General features: G+C 58.6%; 18 protein-coding genes. 12 read left to right on the top strand and 6 right to left on the bottom strand.

What is annotated here, in order from left to right:
- Positions 1–104 precede the first annotated feature (104 nt).
- The 8 genes from FS804_RS10700 to queE all read left to right on the top strand — a co-directional run bounded on the left by FS804_RS10700 (position 105) and on the right by queE (position 6,975).
- Entirely contained in the window at positions 105–1,007 is a 903-nt protein-coding gene (locus tag FS804_RS10700; protein WP_063949179.1) for a carbohydrate ABC transporter permease, read from the top strand.
- Positions 1,000–1,941 (top strand): carbohydrate ABC transporter permease, encoded by a 942-nt coding sequence (locus FS804_RS10695; RefSeq protein ID WP_063949180.1) that lies wholly within the window; start codon positions 1,000–1,002, stop codon positions 1,939–1,941. Before FS804_RS10700 ends, FS804_RS10695 begins: the two co-directional genes overlap by 8 nt.
- Positions 1,942–1,946: 5 nt before the next feature.
- The gene (locus FS804_RS10690; RefSeq protein WP_144576574.1) at positions 1,947–3,035 is read left to right on the top strand and encodes an ABC transporter ATP-binding protein; all 1,089 of its coding nucleotides are present in this window, start codon (positions 1,947–1,949) and stop codon (positions 3,033–3,035) included.
- 54 nt (positions 3,036–3,089) lie between these two features.
- Entirely contained in the window at positions 3,090–3,854 is a 765-nt protein-coding gene (locus FS804_RS10685; RefSeq protein ID WP_144576573.1) for a sugar phosphate isomerase/epimerase, read from the top strand.
- Positions 3,855–3,876: 22 nt separating this feature from the next.
- A complete protein-coding gene (locus tag FS804_RS10680; RefSeq protein WP_144576572.1) occupies positions 3,877–5,010 on the top strand; it encodes a Gfo/Idh/MocA family protein in 1,134 nt (377 codons plus the stop codon).
- A 146-nt stretch (positions 5,011–5,156) separates the two neighbouring features.
- Positions 5,157–5,867: a 7-cyano-7-deazaguanine synthase QueC gene (gene queC / locus FS804_RS10675; RefSeq protein ID WP_144576571.1), complete on the top strand. Its 711-nt coding sequence runs from the start codon at positions 5,157–5,159 to the stop codon at positions 5,865–5,867.
- Positions 5,867–6,223 carry a 6-carboxytetrahydropterin synthase QueD gene (queD, locus tag FS804_RS10670; RefSeq protein ID WP_144576570.1) on the top strand — a complete coding sequence of 119 codons (357 nt, stop codon included), beginning with the start codon at positions 5,867–5,869 and terminating at the stop codon, positions 6,221–6,223. Before queC ends, queD begins: the two co-directional genes overlap by 1 nt.
- Positions 6,220–6,975: a 7-carboxy-7-deazaguanine synthase QueE gene (queE, locus tag FS804_RS10665; protein ID WP_144576569.1), complete on the top strand. Its 756-nt coding sequence runs from the start codon at positions 6,220–6,222 to the stop codon at positions 6,973–6,975. Before queD ends, queE begins: the two co-directional genes overlap by 4 nt.
- Before the next feature lie 92 nt (positions 6,976–7,067).
- Here queE and FS804_RS10660 read toward each other — a convergent pair whose 3' ends face one another.
- Entirely contained in the window at positions 7,068–8,504 is a 1,437-nt protein-coding gene (locus tag FS804_RS10660; RefSeq protein WP_144576936.1) for an NAD-dependent succinate-semialdehyde dehydrogenase, read from the bottom strand.
- A 602-nt stretch (positions 8,505–9,106) separates the two neighbouring features.
- Between FS804_RS10660 and FS804_RS10655 the strand changes: the two genes are divergently transcribed.
- The 4 genes from FS804_RS10655 to FS804_RS10640 all read left to right on the top strand — a co-directional run bounded on the left by FS804_RS10655 (position 9,107) and on the right by FS804_RS10640 (position 13,522).
- A complete protein-coding gene (locus FS804_RS10655; RefSeq protein ID WP_063949188.1) occupies positions 9,107–9,613 on the top strand; it encodes a molybdopterin-dependent oxidoreductase in 507 nt (168 codons plus the stop codon).
- Between the two features lie 21 nt (positions 9,614–9,634).
- The gene (locus FS804_RS10650; RefSeq protein ID WP_246665872.1) at positions 9,635–11,557 is read left to right on the top strand and encodes a bifunctional diguanylate cyclase/phosphodiesterase; all 1,923 of its coding nucleotides are present in this window, start codon (positions 9,635–9,637) and stop codon (positions 11,555–11,557) included.
- Between the two features lie 115 nt (positions 11,558–11,672).
- Positions 11,673–12,368 (top strand): FkbM family methyltransferase, encoded by a 696-nt coding sequence (locus FS804_RS10645; RefSeq protein WP_144576567.1) that lies wholly within the window; start codon positions 11,673–11,675, stop codon positions 12,366–12,368.
- A gap of 317 nt (positions 12,369–12,685) precedes the next feature.
- Entirely contained in the window at positions 12,686–13,522 is an 837-nt protein-coding gene (locus FS804_RS10640; protein WP_144576566.1) for an alpha/beta fold hydrolase, read from the top strand.
- Positions 13,523–13,575: 53 nt separating this feature from the next.
- Here the strand turns inward: FS804_RS10640 and FS804_RS10635 are convergent, their stop codons facing one another.
- The 5 genes from FS804_RS10635 to FS804_RS10615 are packed head-to-tail and all read right to left on the bottom strand — an operon-like array spanning position 13,576 to position 18,840.
- The gene (locus FS804_RS10635; protein WP_144576565.1) at positions 13,576–14,958 is read right to left on the bottom strand and encodes an FGGY-family carbohydrate kinase; all 1,383 of its coding nucleotides are present in this window, start codon (positions 14,956–14,958) and stop codon (positions 13,576–13,578) included.
- The gene (gene rhaM / locus FS804_RS10630; protein ID WP_144576564.1) at positions 14,955–15,278 is read right to left on the bottom strand and encodes an L-rhamnose mutarotase; all 324 of its coding nucleotides are present in this window, start codon (positions 15,276–15,278) and stop codon (positions 14,955–14,957) included. Before rhaM ends, FS804_RS10635 begins: the two co-directional genes overlap by 4 nt.
- 3 nt (positions 15,279–15,281) lie before the next feature.
- Positions 15,282–16,292: an ABC transporter permease gene (locus FS804_RS10625; RefSeq protein ID WP_144576563.1), complete on the bottom strand. Its 1,011-nt coding sequence runs from the start codon at positions 16,290–16,292 to the stop codon at positions 15,282–15,284.
- Complete coding sequence (locus FS804_RS10620; protein WP_063949195.1) at positions 16,289–17,290, bottom strand: ABC transporter permease; 1,002 nt, start codon at positions 17,288–17,290, stop codon at positions 16,289–16,291. Before FS804_RS10620 ends, FS804_RS10625 begins: the two co-directional genes overlap by 4 nt.
- A 14-nt stretch (positions 17,291–17,304) precedes the next feature.
- Positions 17,305–18,840: a sugar ABC transporter ATP-binding protein gene (locus FS804_RS10615; RefSeq protein ID WP_186376762.1), complete on the bottom strand. Its 1,536-nt coding sequence runs from the start codon at positions 18,838–18,840 to the stop codon at positions 17,305–17,307.
- Positions 18,841–18,892: the final 52 nt, after the last annotated feature.

Raw genomic sequence — 18,892 nt, 5'->3', positions numbered from 1 at the left:
CTTCCAACGTCCGGCTCACAACAAAAACAATCTTGTTTGTCGGGGTTCCGTGCAGCGGAGAATTTTTCTCGGCTGTTGACTGTAACGTTACAGGAGGAGGTAACATGGCGGGTCAAGCGCGCTCCGGGCGCCCCAACCAGCTCTTTCGCAATCTGAATTCCAAGATTGCTTCCATACCCATGATATTGACCGCAGTGGTGATCTTCCTCGGCGGGACGATCTGGACGGTCGTTTATTCCTTCACCAATTCCAAGCTTCTGCCGCGGGCGAGCTTTGTCGGTTTCGATCAATACGAGCGGCTATGGGCCGCGCCACGCTGGATCGTCTCGATCCAGAACCTGGCGATTTACGGCGTGCTGTCGCTGATCTTCAGCCTCGTCATCGGCTTCGTGCTGGCGGCACTGATGGACCAGAAAATTCGTTTCGAAAACACCTTTCGCACGATCTTCCTTTATCCCTTCGCCCTGTCCTTCATCGTGACAGGTCTTGTCTGGCAATGGCTGTTGAACCCGGAATTCGGGATCCAGTCCGTGGTCCGCTCGCTCGGCTGGGAAAGCTTTACATTCGATCCGCTCTATAATTCTCAGATTGTCATCTACGGCATCCTGATTGCGGCGCTCTGGCAGGGAACCGGGCTTGTCATGTGCCTGATGCTCGCGGGTCTTCGTGGCATCGACGAGGATATCTGGAAGGCGACGCGCGTGGATGGCATCCCGATGTGGAAGACCTATATCCTCATCATCATTCCCATGATGCGCCCCGTCTTCATCACCACGCTCGTCATCATCGCCAGTGGCATCGTCAAGGTCTATGATCTGGTCGTGGCGCAGACCAGCGGCGGACCGGGCATCGCGTCTGAAGTGCCGGCGAAGTACGTCTACGACTACATGTTCCAGGCGCAGAACCTGGGGCAAGGTTTTGCCGCCTCCACCATGATGCTCATCACCGTCGCGATCATCATCATTCCATGGGCCTACCTCGAATTCGGAGGCAAAAAGCGTGGCTAATATCAGCACCTTGAATACCGTTGTTGCCGCCAGCGACGCGGTTGCCGACAAGCTTTCCGGCCCGCGCGGCAAGAAGCCGAGGAAGACCTTTTCCCGCCGCAACATCATCCTCTACGGCACGCTCTTCGTGGCCGCCGCCTATTACCTCCTGCCGCTCTACGTGATGGTCGTCACCTCGCTGAAGGGCATGCCGGAAATCCGCCTCGGCAACATCTTCGCGCCACCGGTGGAGATCACCTTCGAGCCGTGGGTGAAGGCGTGGGCCAATGCTTGCACCGGCCTCAATTGCGACGGGCTTTCGCGTGGTTTCTGGAACTCCGTACGCATTCTCGTGCCATCGGTGGTCATTTCCATCGTCGTCGCCTCCGTTAGCGGCTACGCCATGGCGAACTGGAAGTTCAAGGGATCGGAACTGTTTTTCTCGATCCTGATCATCGGCGCCTTCATCCCCTATCAGGTGATGATCTATCCGATCGTCATCGTGCTGCGCGAACTGGGAATTTACGGCACGCTGACCGGTCTCGTCATCGTCCACACCATCTTCGGCATGCCGATCCTGACGCTGCTGTTCCGGAACTACTTCGCCTCGCTGCCGGAGGAACTCTTCAAGGCAGCGCGTATCGATGGCGCCAATTTCTGGCAGATTTATTTCCGCATCATGCTGCCGATGTCGCTGCCGATCTTCGTCGTGGCGATGATCCTGCAGGTGACGGGCATCTGGAACGACTTCCTGTTCGGCGTGGTGTTCACGCGGCCGGAATATTACCCGATGACCGTGCAGCTCAATAATATCGTCAACTCCGTACAGGGCGTGAAGGAATACAACGTCAACATGGCCGCCACGCTTCTGACCGGTGCCGTGCCGCTGATCGTTTATTTCATCTCCGGCAGGCTATTCGTGCGCGGCATTGCCGCCGGCGCAGTGAAAGGTTGAGTTATATGAACAAAAGCGTTTCCATCCGTGATCTTTCTCTGTCATTCGGTGCCGTCACCGTTCTGAAAGACCTCAATCTCGATATTTACGACGGCGAATTTCTCGTTCTGCTTGGCTCGTCCGGTTGCGGCAAGTCGACCCTGCTCAACTGCATTGCCGGGCTTCTGGAACCGACCGACGGACAAATCTTCATCAAGGACCGCAACGTCACCTGGGAGGAGCCGAAGGATCGCGGCATCGGCATGGTGTTCCAGTCCTATGCGCTTTATCCGCAGATGACGGTGGAGAAGAACCTGTCATTCGGCCTCCAGGTCGCCAAGGTTCCAAAGGATGAAATTGACCGTCGCGTCAAAAGAGCAGCCGGCATCCTGCAGATCGAGCCTTTGCTGAAGCGCAAGCCGGCAGAGCTTTCCGGCGGCCAGCGTCAGCGCGTGGCGATCGGCCGGGCGCTGGTGCGGGACGTGGATGTCTTTCTTTTCGACGAGCCGCTGTCCAACCTCGATGCCAAGCTGCGTTCGGAACTGCGTGTCGAAATCAAGCGGCTGCACCAGTCGTTGAAGAACACCATGATCTACGTGACGCACGACCAGATCGAGGCGCTGACGTTGGCGGACCGCATCGCCATCATGAAGAGCGGGGTCATCCAGCAGCTGGCCGATCCCGTCACCATTTACAACAAGCCGCGAAACCTCTTCGTTGCCGGTTTCATCGGTTCGCCATCGATGAACTTTTTGCGCGGTGAGCTGATCGAAAAGGACGGTAAGGTCGTCTTCACGACCAATGGGGTTACGTTCTCACTTGATGGCTACCATGCCGAAACACCGCTTGCCGCAGGGCGTGCCGTGGTCCTTGGCGTGCGGCCGGAGCATGTGCGCGTCGATGCCGATATCCTGAGTGGCGAAGTGCATGAGGCTGTTGTCGATATCGAAGAGCCGATGGGTGCCGACAATCTGATCTGGCTGAAACATGCGGGGCATACGCTCTCCGTGCGCGTCGGCGGTCATAGACGGTTCTCGCCGGGCACGAAGGTTCGCCTCGGTCTTGATATGACAATGGCCTCCCTTTTCGACGCTGAGAGCGAGGACAGGCTTTAAGGCGTTTTCCACGTTCCACACAATCCCAAGACCCAGATCTCTATGGAGGAGACAATGACAGAACTCGGTTTTCAGCTTTACAGCGCCCGTAATTTTCAGCCCTTTTCCGATATTTTGAAGAAGCTATCAGCGGCGGGCTACAGCCAAGTCGAAGGGTATGGCGCCATGTACGCCTCTCTCGATGAGCCCGGCCTGAAGGGCCTGCGCGCTGAACTTGATGCCAACGGTCTGACCATGCCCACCGGCCATTTCGGCCTCGATCTCCTCGAGGGCGATCCGGGCAGGGCGCTGAACATCGCGAAAGTTTTGGGCGTGGAGGCGATTTATTGCCCTTACCTGATGCCCGACCAGCGCCCGACAGATGCCGCTGGCTGGTTTGCCTTCGGCAAGCGTCTGCAGGAGGCTGGCAAACCTTTTGTCGACGCTGGCCTGACCTTCGGTTGGCACAACCATGATTTCGAGTTCAAGGCGCTCGCCGATGGCTCCACGCCGCAGGAACAAATATTTGCCGGTGGCCCGGACCTGAAGTGGGAAGCGGATATCGCCTGGATTGTCAGAGGCAATGCCGATCCGCTCGCCTGGATCGAAAGCTACGGCAAACGCATCACTGCCGTGCATGTGAAGGATATCGCACCATCGGGCGAAAACGCGGATGAAGACGGTTGGGCGGATGTTGGTCATGGCACGGTGGACTGGAAGAGTCTTATCGCCGCATTGAAAGCAAAGTCCTCCACGAAACATTTCGTGGTCGAGCATGACAATCCCAAGGATATCGACCGGCTGATCACCCGTTCGATCGCATCGTTCAAAACCTACTAAGTCTCAATTTCGGAGTTTCATCATGGCCAGAGATCTTGGCGTCGGCATCATCGGATGCGGCAATATCTCGTCTGCATATTTTTCGCTGGCACCGCTCTTCAAGGGCATCAAGGTGCTGGCCTGTGCCGACCTCAACCGCAATGCAGCGGAACTGAGGGCGGAAGAGTTCGGTGTTGTCGCGCAGTCCATCGACGATCTGCTCGCCAACCCGGAAATTGACGTGGTGGTGAACCTCACCATCCCCGCCGCACATTATCCGGTTTCGAAGGCGGCCCTTGAGGCGGGAAAGCACGTCTATTCGGAAAAGCCGCTGGTGCTTTCGCTGGAAGAGGGCGAGGAGTTGCGGCGCATTTCGCGGGAGAAGAAACTTTCCGTCGGCTGCGCCCCCGATACCTTCCTCGGCGGCGCGCATCAGCTTGCCCGCAAATATATCGACGAGGGCAAGGTCGGACGCATCACCTCGGGCACCTGCCATGTGATGAGCCCCGGCATGGAAATGTGGCACCCCAATCCGGGTTTCTTTTTCCTGCAGGGCGGCGGGCCGATCCTCGATCTGGGGCCGTACTACGTCGCCAATCTCATCAACCTCATCGGCCCGGTCAAGCGCGTTGGCGCGCTCACCTCGATGGCAAGCCCCACCCGCACCGTAACCAGCCAGCCGCTTAACGGCGAGATCATCCCCGTCGAAACACCGACCAATATCCACGCCCTGCTGGAATTCGTGAATGGTGCGACGATTACGCTTTCGGCCAGCTGGGATGTCTGGTCGCATCGCCACGCGAACATGGAACTTTACGGCACGGACGGCTCGATCTTTGTGCCAGACCCGAATTTCTTCGGGGGCGTTGTGGAGGCGAGCGGCCGTGACAAGAACATCCAGCCGCTGGAAGACTGGGCGCATCCCTTCGGTATCGCCAATCAGGAAAGCCCGAACGGCCCTCGCGCCAACTATCGCACGGCCGGGCTTGCCGATATGGCGATTGCCATTCTGGAAGGTCGCGACGCCCGCTGCTCGCTGGATCGTTCGCTGCACGGTATCGACGTGATGACCTCGATCCTGAAATCGGGTGAAGAAGGCCGCTTCATCGAGATGACAACGACATGCACGCAGCCGGCAGCTCTCGGCATTGAGGAGGCACAGGCGCTGCTGCGCTAAGGTTTTTACTATAGCTTGGAAAGCGGCGGAGGAAACTTCGCCGCTTTCCGTTCTTCGCGGTACCTCTTCACAATCCCCTCGCTTTGCTTTAAAGCCGCGCCTTATCCGGTCGCAGCCCACCCGGTCAAAACAAGGGATCCTGAACTATGAAAACCATCGTCATCTGCTCCGGCGGATTGGACTCCGTTTCGCTTGCGCATAAAATCGCCGCGGAACATGAACTTCTCGCTCTCGTATCCTTCGATTATGGCCAGCGCCACAGGAAGGAACTGGATTTTGCCGCCGATTGCGCCAGACGGCTCGGCGTGCCGCATCATATCATCGATATCAGAGCCATCGGCGCCTACCTCACCGGTTCCGCACTGACCGATGATGTGGAGGTGCCGGACGGGCATTATGCGGAGGAGACGATGCGTTCCACCGTGGTGCCGAACCGCAATGCCATCATGCTCACCATCGCGTTCGGGCTGGCTGCCGCACAGCAGGCGGATGCAGTGGCGATTGCCGTTCACGGGGGCGATCATTTCATCTACCCCGACTGCCGGCCGGGCTTCATCGACAGCTTCAATGCCATGCAGGCGCACGCGCTTGAAGGCTATGCTGATGTGAAACTTTTCGCGCCCTATGTCACCGTTTCCAAGGCGGCCATCGTGACCGATGGCGTAAAATACGGTACGCCGTTTGGCGAAACATGGTCCTGTTACAAAGGTGGCCTTACGCACTGCGGCCGCTGCGGCACATGCGTGGAACGGCGTGAGGCCTTTCATCTGGCTGGCGTGACCGACCCGACTGACTATGAGGACCCAGACTTCTGGGTGGCGGCCACCCATGCCTTTGCGGCGCAGGAGGTGCGTTGATGTTCCGCATCACCAAGGAATTTCACTTCTCCGCCTCGCACCAGTTGAAAAGCCTGCCCGCCGACCACCAGTGCAGCCGTCTGCATGGCCATAATTATATCGTTGAGGTCGAGCTTGCAGGCGAAGAGCTCAACGAGCACGGTTTCGTGCGCGATTACCATGAGCTTGCGCCGCTGAAGTACTACATTGACGACAAGTTTGACCATCGCCACCTGAATGATGTTCTCGGCCATGACCGGGTGACGGCGGAATGCCTGGCGAAACATTTTTATGACTGGTGCAAGGAGCGTCTGCCGGAAACCAGCGCCGTGCGGGTTAGCGAAACCGCCAAGACGTGGGCGGAATACCGGCCATGATGGCGGCTGCACAAAACACTGCAGCGAAGGACACCACGATCCGCATCAGCGAAATCTTCGGGCCGACCATTCAGGGCGAAGGTCTGCTGATCGGTTCGCCGACGGTTTTTGTGCGAACCGGGGGCTGTGACTACCGCTGCTCCTGGTGCGATACGCTGCACGCGGTCGATAGCGATTATCGCGACACGTGGAAACCCATGTCGGTCGACGCAATCTGGCAGGAGGTGCGGCGGCTGTCCGCGGGTGTTCCGCTGACGGTCTCGTTGTCTGGCGGCAACCCTGCCATCCAGCCACTTGGCGAATTAATCGCAAAAGGGCAGTCCGAAGGTTATCGCTTCGCGCTTGAGACGCAAGGCAGCATCGCCAAGGGCTGGTTCGGCTCTCTCGACTACCTGGTTCTGAGCCCGAAACCGCCATCGAGCGGCATGGAGACGGACTGGTCGGCTTTCGCAGACTGTCTCGGTGTCGCTGGCACCCGACCGCAGGTGGCCTTGAAGGTTGTTGTTTTCGATGATGTTGATTACGCCTACGCCAAAGCCGCGTCAGCGCGGTTTCCGCATCTGGCGGTCTATCTTCAACCCGGCAACCACACCCCGCCGCCCCCGGATGATGACGACGCGCGTGTCGATATCGATGGGGTGATGGACCGGATGTTATGGCTGGTGGACAAGGTGAGTGAAGACCGCTGGTTTTCCGCCCGCGTGCTGCCGCAGCTTCATGTGCTCTTGTGGGGAAACAAGCGGGGCGTTTAACTGGCTGCCGTTCAGGTGCCCGTGCGCCAGGATATCGGGGGTCGCGATGGAAGTTCTGGGCGAATTCCGCCCAGAACCGACTTTTCTGAGCCTCAGCTCATCTGGCTGACGAACTTTGTCTCCAGATAGGCTTGAACTGCTTCCGAGCCGCCTTCCGTGCCGTAACCGGAGTCCTTGATGCCGCCGAAGGGGACTTCGGGGAGCGCAAGGCCGTTGTGGTTGATGGTCAGCATGCCGGCCTCGACCTGCTGGCCGAGCGCGTGCGCGGTCTTGACCGAGCCGGTGAAGGCATAGGATGCAAGGCCGAAGGGCAGGCGGTTCGCTTCGGTGATGGCATCGTCAAACGTCGAGAAGCGGTTGATGATCGCGACCGGGCCAAAGGGCTCGTCGTTCATGATCTTCGCAGACGTGGGCACATTGGCGAGAACCGTCGGCTCGAAAAAATTGCCCTTGTTGCCGATGCGGCGGCCGCCGGTTTTCAGTTCGGCGCCGTGCGAAACGGCATCGTTGATGAGGCCTTCCAGTGCGGGAATGCGGCGCTCATTGGCGAGCGGCCCCATGACCACGCCGTCTTCCAGACCATTGCCCACCTTGATTGCCTTCGTGGCTTCCACGAAACCTTCGAGGAAACGATCCGCCACGCCGTCCTGCACGAGGAAGCGGGTGGGCGCGACGCAGACCTGACCGGCATTGCGGAACTTGGCAAGCGAGGTGACCTCGATCGCCTTGTCGATATCGGCATCGTCAAAGATCATGACCGGCGCGTGACCGCCAAGTTCCATCGTCGCGCGCTTCATATGCTTGCCCGCAAGCGCTGCCAGATGTTTGCCGACCGGGGTTGAGCCGGTGAAGGAAATCTTGCGGATGACCGGATGCGGGATCAGGTATTCGGAAATTTCCGAAGGAACACCATAGACAAGGCCGATGACGCCGGCAGGCACACCGGCGTCGACGAAGGCGCGGATGAGTTCTGCCGGAGATGCCGGGGTTTCCTCGGGCGCCTTGACGATGATGGAGCAACCGGTGGAAAGCGCCGCGGAGAGCTTGCGGACGATCTGGTTGATCGGGAAATTCCAAGGCGTGAATGCTGCCACGGGACCGACCGGAAGCTTGATGGCAAGCTGCGAAACGCCGGTCGCGCGGGCAGGGATAACCTGGCCATAGGTGCGGCGGGCTTCTTCGGCAAACCAGTCGATTGTGTCGGCAGCACCCATGATCTCGGTGGCGGATTGCGCCAGCGGCTTACCTTGCTCGCGGGTCATGATATAGGCGATCTTGTCCTTGCGCTCGCGCAGGATATCGGCAGCCTTGCGCATGATCTTCGAACGCTCAAAGGGCGAGGTGTCGCGCCACAGCTTGAAACCGCGCTCGGCTGCGGCAAGCGCCAGATCAAGGTCTTCCTTCTCGGCATGGGCGATCGCGCCGATGATTTCGTCGGTCGCGGGATCGGACACGGCGATCGTCTTGCCGGAAACGGCGTCTCGCCATTCGCCATCAATGAGAAGTTTGATGTCGGGATAGGTGTGCATAGGGACTACCTTCATGATGCGGCCGATACGGCGGTAGCCGTCCGACCCGGAGACGTGAACAGATTTTCCTGACCGGACGATATCCGGCATCGCGGCTTTCGCTGCGCGGGACAGGTGTCTGGATATTTCCAGCAGAGGTTCAGGAACCGCCGGAAACGAAATCGACAGCCTTTATATTAAGTTTTGCGATGGGTGTTTCAACCGTTCGCTTTGGCAATCGTGAGGATTTTTCGCTGAAGCAGCCCGCGCTCATGCTCCCGGTTTGCCTTTCGAATGGCGTTTGATTGGCCCGTATTTTACCGCGAATCACAGGGCATCCGCCGAGGAGGTCGTTGAGCAGTCTCGCCGCTATATAGGCTTTCCCCCGTGGCCTGCGCCTTGGAAAAGCCTCCTGCTTGACCCATAACCGGGCGTCGGGATCAAAAAACTACATTAGCGCGAAAAACTTATCAAAAGAGTTTACTCAAAACCTAGAGAAAATACGGACAAAAACTCAGTGAGGATATAACATCATTTCCTGATATATATTGATACCGTCGGTTCCCTTGACCTTTAACGGTTGGCGAAAACCCTCGACCTGAACCTATCGATGGAGAAAAACCATGAGTTTCGCCCGGGTACTGCTCAGCGCGTTCTTGTCGCTCATATGGCTTTCCTGTGCCGAGGCGGGGGACATAGCCAAACCGCAGGGCAAGCCGATATTAACCATTTCCGGCAACATCACCAATACGAATGCCGACGGCGCTGCGCAGTTTGATCGCGACATGCTGGAAGCGCTCGGCATGGAGGCGGTGGAAACGACGACCCCCTGGCACGATGGCCGCGTTCGTTTCGAGGGTGTCCCGCTCTCTAAATTGATGGATATCGTGGGTGCAAAGGGCACCAACGTCACGGCAGTCGCGCTTAACGATTACGTCAGCACCATACCCATCGACGACTTTAAGAAATACAAGGTTATCCTGGCGATCAAACTGAATGGCAATTATATGACCGTTCGCGAAAAGGGCCCTTTGTTCGTCATATATCCCTATGACAGCGATCCGGAATTGCAAAAGCAGACCTATTACACACGGTCCGCATGGCAAGTTGCCAAATTGATAGTGGAATAAAGGTGCCGTTTGCGAAAACTTGTGGCGGTCATTATCTGTTGCTTCGTCCTGGCAACGGGCTATATCGCTTTCGTCATTGCCGAGCGGCAGACCGCTCTGCAGAAATTTGCCCGTTATAATGATTCCTGGGCCGTCAGCCAGACGGTCGCGGAATTCCTGCGTCTCCAAAACAGACTGGCGATGTTTGCGCTCTCTCCCAGTAAGGTAGACCGGGATGAGTTGCAGCTGCGTCTGGACATCATGCTAAGCCGTCTCGAGCTTCTCAAACAGGGAAAACTTGGCGCCTTCATCAACGAACAGCAGCAGTGGCGGGAACTCGTCGCCAAGATCGATGATGTTTTGGCCAAGCTGGAGCAGCGGATCAACAGTCTCGAACCAGCAGAGGTTCCGGATCTGATTGCGGCGATGAGCGCGCTGGATGCGCCGATGACGACGCTTGCCTCGTCCTCGGTTGCCTTTGACGTCAATCTCATCGATACCGCACACGAGGATGTTCGCAAGCTTCACATCGTCTATACCGCGCTTGCAGGCGGCCTGATCCTGTGCGGCATCGCGCTGGTGATCTTGCTGCTTCGCCAGAACGATCTGCTGAACCGGGCGCAGAAAAGCATGCGTGGTCTGACCGACGATCTGCGGGCGGCCACGCTGGAATTGCAGGCGAAAAATGTGAGGCTCGAACATGACGCCTATCATGACGCGCTGACGGGGCTACCGAACCGCGCACTGTTCCGGCAGGAATTGATCGAGAGATTACGCCGATCCTTTGGCGGAACCGGCACGACCGCAATCCTGCTTCTCGATCTCGACGGGTTCAAGGACGTCAACGATACGCTTGGCCACGATGCGGGCGATGCGCTGCTTCAGGCGGTGGCGCAGCGTCTTTCGGCAATCGGCGGTGATTACGACATGGTCTGCCGTCTGGGCGGCGACGAATTCGCGGTGGTGTCCGACGATCTCAACGAAGATGCCGCGCGACGCCTCGCCTCCAAGCTCATCGACCAGATCAGCCGCACCTACCAGCTGGGTGAGCAGGAGGTCAAAATCGGGACCTGTATCGGCATCGCCATTTCGCATGGCGCCGTCGATGCGGACGAGTTGTTCAAGCGTGCGGATCTCGCGCTTTACGAGGCCAAGGCGATCGGCCCCGGCCGGGCGAGTGTGTTCAAGGTTCGCATGCAGAAGCAGTTGACCGAAAAAAAGTCCTTCGAGGCTGACCTGCAGACTGCGCTGCAGAATGACGAGCTGGAAGTGTATTACCAGCCGCAGGTGGCAACCCAGACCCGCAAGCTCTGTGGCTTCGAAGCGTTATTGCGCTGGAAACATCCTATCCGCGGTGACGTGCCGCCCAGCGTGTTCATTCCCGTCGCAGAAAGGACTGGCCTCATTCATTCGCTCGGTAAATGGGTGATGGAAACCGCGTGCCGGGAGGCCATGCAGTGGGACGAGGACATGAAGGTGGCGGTCAATCTTTCGCCCGTTCAGTTCCACAGCACCAGTCTCATCCAGAATGTCATGGGCGCGCTTGAAAAAAGCGGACTTGAGCCGAGCCGTCTGGAGCTTGAGATTACGGAATCTATCCTTCTCAACAAGAGCGACCAGACGATCAATACGCTGTCACGGCTGAAGGCGGTCGGCATCAAAATCGCGATGGATGATTTCGGTACCGGCTATTCGTCGCTCGCCAACCTGCGCGGCGTCCCCTTCGACAAGATCAAGATCGATCGTTCTTTCCTGCGAGATATAACCACCGACCGCGATGCGCTTGCGATCGTAGAGTTTGTGGTTGGCGTCGGTCGCAGTCTGCGGATGACGACGATTGCCGAGGGTATCGAGACGGAAGAGCAATATGAGTGCGTGAGGCGCCTCGGCTGCGATCAGGTTCAGGGATATCTCATCAGCAGACCCCTGCCGGCGAAAGAACTGGTGGCTTGGAGTACTGTGTGAACGAATGCCCGTTCTCTGGCGAAAGCGATGGCTTTTTTACTTGATTTATCGTTGATTGCCAAACCGCAGCATCCGCTTCGCTGACGTTGCTGACTTTATGAAAAGGCATGAACTAATGGAAATACTGGACGTGCATGGGGTGGCCCTTCCTCTTTCTTCCGATGAGGTCTCGCCCGTCATCTGGCAGGCGCTGACCGACGGCAGCTATGAGGCAAAAGAAGCGCGGAGCGTCCTGAAAGCCATCAAACCAGGCGATCGTGTTCTCGAGCTGGGATCAGGCATCGGCATCATCACCTCGATCATCGCCGGCATTGAGGATGTATCCGTCTGGGCTTTCGAGGCCAATCCCTCCACGGCCGCGCTCGCGGAGCGGGTCATCAAGGCCAATTGCCGCGGCAATGTCGTGTTTTCGCAGGGACTTCTTACCGCCGACGAGCCGAGCTCCTATGCCTTTTATGTTCGCAAGGATCTCTGGATGTCGTCCATGGACGAAAATCAGGGCCCTTATGAAAAACGCATCGAAATCTCCTCCGCGAATATCGATGAATTTGTTGCGGAGCAGGGCATTACCGCGCTCGTTATGGATATAGAAGGCGCGGAGCGCGATCTGCTCGGCAAGGCCGAGCTTGCCGGCGTGGAGCGGATATTCGTTGAACTGCACGACCACCTTTACGGTCTCGCCGGCGTCCGCGACATCATGCAGGCACTCACCGCCAAAGGTTATGCCTATGATCCGCGCGGCTCTCGCGGTCCCTGCGTGCTGTTTTCCCGGGATGACGGCCCGAGGGAATACGATCCCGAGGTGGATTGAAAGCCGGGCATCTCACGCCGAGAGCGACGTTGGAAAGTTTGTTTTAAACTGCGGGCAGGGCGCTTAGCGTTTTGCCCGCAATCATTTTACCAGCCGCTTGCGCCATCCGGCGCAACCTTTGGAGCTTCATGCCGTTTAGTGCCCGTGTCACAATTCATCTGGTAGCGGGCGGCTCCATTATTATTGCCAAAAACGCAATTCATTCCGAATTATTATTGTAATTGTTGAGGCCGTTTTCCTGCGTCATTATCCCTCCATCAAACCGGCGCACAACAGGATGCACCGGAGATGCCAACGCAACCGAAGGAGAAACGATTATGGGCTTTGTTAAGACGACAGACGGAACCGAAATCTTCTACAAGGACTGGGGCCCGAAGGATGCCCAGCCGATCGTTTTCCACCACGGCTGGCCGCTCTCTTCCGATGACTGGGATGCGCAGATGCTGTTCTTCCTCTCCAAGGGATATCGCGTCGTCGCCCATGACCGCCGTGGCCACGGCCGCTCGGCGCAGGTCTCGGAGGGGCACGACATGGATCATTATGCTTCCGACGCCTTTGCGGTCGTTGAGGCGCTGGACCTGAAGAACGCAGTCCATATCGGCCACTCCACCGGCGGCGGCGAGGTTGCACGTTATGTCGCAAAGCATGGTGAGCCCGCCGGCCGTGTTGCCAAGGCCGTTCTCGTTTCCGCTGTACCGCCGATCATGGTCAAGACCGAAGGCAATCCGGAAGGCCTGCCGATGGAGGTTTTTGACGGCTTCCGCTCGGCGCTTGCCGCAAACCGTGCGCAGTTCTTCCGCGACGTGCCGGCTGGCCCGTTCTATGGTTTCAACCGCGATGGCGCGACCGTGCATGAAGGCGTGATCCAGAACTGGTGGCGTCAGGGCATGATGGGCAGCGCAAAGGCCCACTACGACGGCATCAAGGCCTTTTCTGAAACCGACCAGACCGAAGACCTGAAGAATATCAGCGTTCCGACGCTGGTGCTGCACGGCGAAGACGACCAGATCGTTCCGATCGCCGACTCGGCTCACAAATCGATCAAGCTGCTGAAAAACGGCACCCTGAAGACCTATCCCGGCTTCTCGCACGGCATGCTGACCGTCAATGCCGATGTGCTGAACGCCGACCTGCTGGCCTTCATCAAGGGCTAATGCTCTTCCCATTATCAAAATGCGACCGATCATTCGGCCGCATTTTATTTGGGCTAGGTTAAATGGCCTCGCCAGGCGGTGCGATAGGAAGTCAGCTCGGGGATATCCCCCGCCGTGAAATGACGCTCTCGCCCTGCAACCGGCTTAATCCCGGTAAGGAGCGCAGCACCCGCACTGGTTCCCGTCGAACCTTCCATGGCAACGACGTCGGTTGCTGCAAAAGCGGCCAGTGCCTTCAAATAGAGCGTGTTTCCGGCGAAGGGTCCTTCAACGACCACAGGTCCTCTTCGTTCAACAAGCGAAAGGCAGAATTCCGTCATCAGGGCGAGATAGAGCGAGGCAGTGGCATGTCGCTCCGCCCCTGTCGCATCGCCATCGGCGATCCAGCGTGCCGCCTTTTCCGGAAAGGGGCCGGAGCCGCTGACAACGCTCGGCAGCAGCATCATTCCTTTTTCGATAACCGCCCCGAGCGCGGCTTCAATCTCGTGGATCGTCGCTGGTCCGAATTGCGCCGCCAACATCTCATATTCCCTGCCGCCCATGAAGCGAGAGGAAGGAACCGGTCGCCCGAGGGCATCGACATTCAAAAGCGTATCGCGGCTGGGATCCAATGCATCCGCCTTGCCGCCAATGGCGAAATTCACCACCCAGGTGCCGGTGGAAACGACAGAAAAATCTCCGTTGCGGCGAAGAAGGTGCGGCAGGAGCGAGGCATTGGAATCATGGATGCCGCAATAGACCGGCATAGTCGCAGACAGCCCGGTTTCCTGCGCCAGCGATGGGTGGATCGTTCCCAGCACATCGAAAGCGGAACGGACAGGCGCCATCAGATGCTGGATGCCGAGACGCTCCACCAGCGAGGAAAAGCTCTTCCGGCGCGGGTTCCAAAGGTCCGTGTGGCAACCAAGCGAGGTCGTTTCGGTTGCCTGAACGCCGGTCAGCCGCCCTGCCCAATATTGCGGGTAAGTGACGATGTCGCGCACCTTGGCGAAATCGTCCGGAAAGGCGGTTTTCTGGAAATGGATTTGTGCACCGAGGTTCAGTCCTGCAGGAAGCTGCGGCGAGCCGGTCTCTGCGAAATCGGGCCTGATCTCGCGATAGGCCTCCTGAACGGGTTTGGGGTAGCTATGCTCGTAATCGAGCACCGGCATGGCAAGGTTGCCGTTTCCATCGAGAAGCGCTGCTGAAGCGCCATGGGTGGTAATGGAAATCGCGTCGAAACCCGGCTCGCGGCCAAACCGCTGAAGCGCGGAAAGAATGAAGTGCCAGAGCATCTCCACATCATAATGCGGGTAGGGGCCATCGCGAAGAACGGGGTTCGTCCGCTTCTCGCCGGCAATTTCCTCGCCGCTGCCGGTGTCGATGACGACCACTTTGGCATTGGTCTTGCCGATATCGATGACCGCGACCCGGCTCGGTCTGGTGCTCTCGCTCATGGCAGATGGAACACCGTCACCAGGTCTGTTGCGACCGGCGAATTATCGGGATTGCTGTCCATGATGTCGGCCATATGCGCCCACCACTTTTTCATCACGGGATGATCGGGCAAAGCCGCCATGCCGTGGGTCTTCGGCCGCGTCAGCACGCCGAAGAGAGTGTTGGTTTCCGGGTCGAGATGGATGGAGTAGTCGCTGACACCTGCCTCGTGCAGCAGCGCCACCAGTTCAGGCCATATCTCGTCGTGGCGCTTTTTGTATTCGGCCTCCTTACCGGCGAAGAGTTTCATCTTGAAGGCGTGTTTTTCGAGTTCCGGCATGGCTCAGCCTTTCATGGCTCGAAGGCGGCGGACGACGATGGGGATGGCGATGGTGATGATCAGCAGCAGACCGACAAAGATCGACATGACGATACCGGGCACATTCAAAAGACCGAGACCGAAGGTGACGAGGCCCATGACGAAGGCGGCGATGACGACGCCTGCAATTGTGCCGGAACCGCCGAGAATGGAGACGCCACCCAGCACCACCATGGTCACCACCTCAAGCTCCCAGCCTTGAGCGATCGACGGGCGGGTAGAGCCGAGCCGCGAGGTGAGGCAGACGGCGGCGATGCCGCTCATCAGGCCGGTGAGCAGGAAGAGGATGAACTTCACGCGCTCGACGGGAATGCCGGAAAAACGGGCGGCGAAGGGGTTCGTGCCGATGACATAGACCTGTCGGCCGAAATTGGTGGCGTGCAGCAAAATGGCGAAGAGGACGGCCATGACGATGAACAGCACGAATTCGAAGGAGATCACCCAGAACACATAGCCTTGACCGAAATAGCCAAAGTCCGCCGGGTATTTGCCATAGGCCTGATCCCCCAGCACCATGTAGGAAATGCCGCGAAACAGGCTCATGGTGCCGATGGTGACGACGATAGAGGGCAGTTTCAGCCCCGCGACCAGAAAGCCGTTGAAGGCGCCGCAGAAAAGCCCGGTGCCAATGCCGATGGCGACGAGGCCGGGCGTGCCGACACCCATCTGCACCGCCGCTCCCATGGCGGTGGAGGCGAGCGCGATGATCGCGGCGACCGACAGGTCGATTTCACCGGCGATGATCAAAAGCGCCATGGCAAAGGCGATGATGGCCTTTTCCGTGAAGTTGAAGGTGGCATCGGAGAGGTTCCAGGCATTGAGGAAATAGGGCGAGGCGAGCGAATTGGCGATGAAGATCAGGATCGCGACGCCAAGCAGCAACACTTCCCAACTGGCCATGATACGGCTGAGCGGCGTGCCGAGTTTGTCGGGAATGACGCGCGGCGCCTGCGATGGTTGGGAATTCGTGCTCATGCGGATGCTTCCTTGCCATGGTCTGCGGCGGCCCTGTCACGCAGGATGATGCGGCCCTTCCTGGCCTCAGCGCGGGCGTTGAAGACAACAGCGAGCACGATGACCACGCCTGATATCGCCATCTGCGCGAAGGGCGAGATGCCGATGACGGGCAGCGCGTTCTTGATGACGCCGAGGAACAGCGCGCCAAGCACCGCTCCGGCCACCGAGCCGATGCCGCCGGCAATCGAGATGCCGCCGATCACATTGGCCGCCACACTATCCAGTTCGAAACCGGCGGCGATATCCACATAGGCGACGGCGTAACGCGACACCCAGAGATAGCTGGCGAGACCGGCGAGCGCGCCCGAGAGCACGAAGGCGAAGAAGCGGGTGCGGCCGACATCGATGCCGGCATAGACCGCCGCACCAGGATTGCCGCCGGCGGCGTAAGCAGAGCGACCGAAGGAGCTGCGCGTGAGCACCAGCCACGCGCCGGCGATGATGAGGATCGCCACCCATGAAAGCACCGGCATGCCGAGGATCATGGTGCGCGGCACATTGAGGAAGGTCGGCGAAAACTGATGCGCATTCACCCAGCCGCCGCCCGAAAGCACGAAAGCCATGCCGCGATAGATGGTAAGCGTGCCGAGCGTCACGACGATGGGCGGAATGCCGAGCCACCAGACGAGTATGCCGTTGATGGAACCCAGAAACGCGCCGATACCGACCGCCATGGCAATGAGAAGCGGCAGCGGAATGCCCGGAAAGGCGGCATTGGTCATCGCCACGGCCATGCCGGTAAAGGCGAGATTGGCGGCGACGGAGAGGTCGATGGATTTGGTGAGAATGACCGCCATCTGGCCAAGCGCCAGAATGATGAGGATGGACGTATCATTGAATATATTGACGAGATTGCCGGGCCGGCCGAAGCCGGGTGCGCGCAGGGCAAAGCCCGCAATCATGACGATTATGATGCCCGCCAGCAGCCATTCGCGATTTTTGAGTAGACGTTGCATGTTCGTGGCCCCTCTCAGGCATTGCCGGTGGCGGCGCGCACCAGCTTTTCCGGAGAAAAATCGGCGCGTTCGAACTGGCCCGCCATCAGGCCTTCTCGCATCACGATGGCGCGGTCGGACATGCCGAGGATTTCGGGAAGTTCGGATGAAATCATGATGATGGACAGGCCTTCGGCGGCAAGCTCGCTGATAAAGGCATGCACGGCGGCCTTGGAGCCGATATCGATGCCCTTGGTCGGTTCATCGAGAATGATGACCTTCGGCTGGGTGGCGAGCCACTTGCCGATCACCACCTTCTGCTGGTTGCCGCCCGAAAGCGTACCGACCGGCACCGAGAGAGCGGCGGCGCGCAGATCGAGCCGTGCAGCATATTTGCGCGCCAGCGCGAATTCATTGGCGGCGGCGAGAAACCCTTTGCGCGAGGTGCGCGTGAGGGAGGGCAGCGACATGTTCTGGTAGATCGGCATATCGAGCGCCAGCCCATGACGACCGCGCTCTTCCGGCACATAAACGATGCCGGCGCGGATAGCATCTTCTGGCGAGCGGATGGCGAGCGGCTGGCCGTTCAGCGTCACCTCTCCCGAAGCCGGGCGGGTGATGCCGAACAGCGACTGGCAGAGTTCAGAGCGCCCGGCGCCGATCAGCCCGTAAAGACCGAGGATTTCACCCTTGCGCAAATCGAGGCAAATATCGCGGAATTCGGTCTGATGTGAATAATCGCGGACTGAAAGAACCGTTGGGCCAAGGGGGACGGCCTGTTTGGGAAAGGCATTCGTCACGTCGCGGCCAACCATCAGTCGCACGATTTCATCTTGCGGGGTGGTGGCAAGCACGCCGGCGCCAACCATTTTTCCGTCACGGAACACGGCATAATTCTCGGCGATTTCATAGACTTCATCGAACTTGTGGCTGATGAAGAGGATCGCCTTGCCCTGCCGCTTGAGGTTTTCGACGATGCGAAAGAGGTCATCGATCTCCTTGCGCGAAAGAGCGGCGGTCGGTTCGTCCATGATAACGATACGCGCCTCGACGGACAGCGCTCTGGCGATTGCGACCAGATGGCGCTGCGCAATCGACAGGTCTTTCAGCCGAATGGAAGGATCGATGGTGCTTTCCAGCTGTTCCAGCAAAATTCTGGCGCGCGTGTTGATGGTCTTCCAGTCGATCAGGCCGAAACGGCCTTTTGGCGCATGGCCGAGGAAGATGTTTTCGCCGACCGAAAGCTCATCGAACAGCACGGTTTCCTGATGAATGGCGGTAACGCCTGCATCGATGGCATCCTGTGCGCTGTGAAAGTGGACAGTCTTGCCATCCAGCAGGATTTCGCCTTCGTTCGGGCGATAGATGCCAGTGAGGATCTTGACGAGCGTGGATTTGCCCGCGCCGTTCTCGCCGATCAGCGCGGTAACCTTGCCGGGGTATAGCGCGATATCGACGCTATCGAGCGCTTTCACGCCAGGGAATATCTGGCTGATGCCGCGCATTTCGAGAATGGGCGTGGGGCTGGGGGCTTCTGTCATGTTGATGGTTTGGGTTTCAGCACGCATCATTCCGTCTTACCGGTCAGTTTTGAGTGGAGCGGCGAGGGATGCCCCCCTCTGC

The sequence above is a fragment of the Agrobacterium sp. DE0009 genome (assembly GCF_007680755.1).
Taxonomy (GTDB): domain Bacteria; phylum Pseudomonadota; class Alphaproteobacteria; order Rhizobiales; family Rhizobiaceae; genus Agrobacterium; species Agrobacterium tumefaciens_B.
Note: the sequence above shows the minus strand (reverse complement) of the source record. Positions and strands in the feature narration are given on the sequence as shown.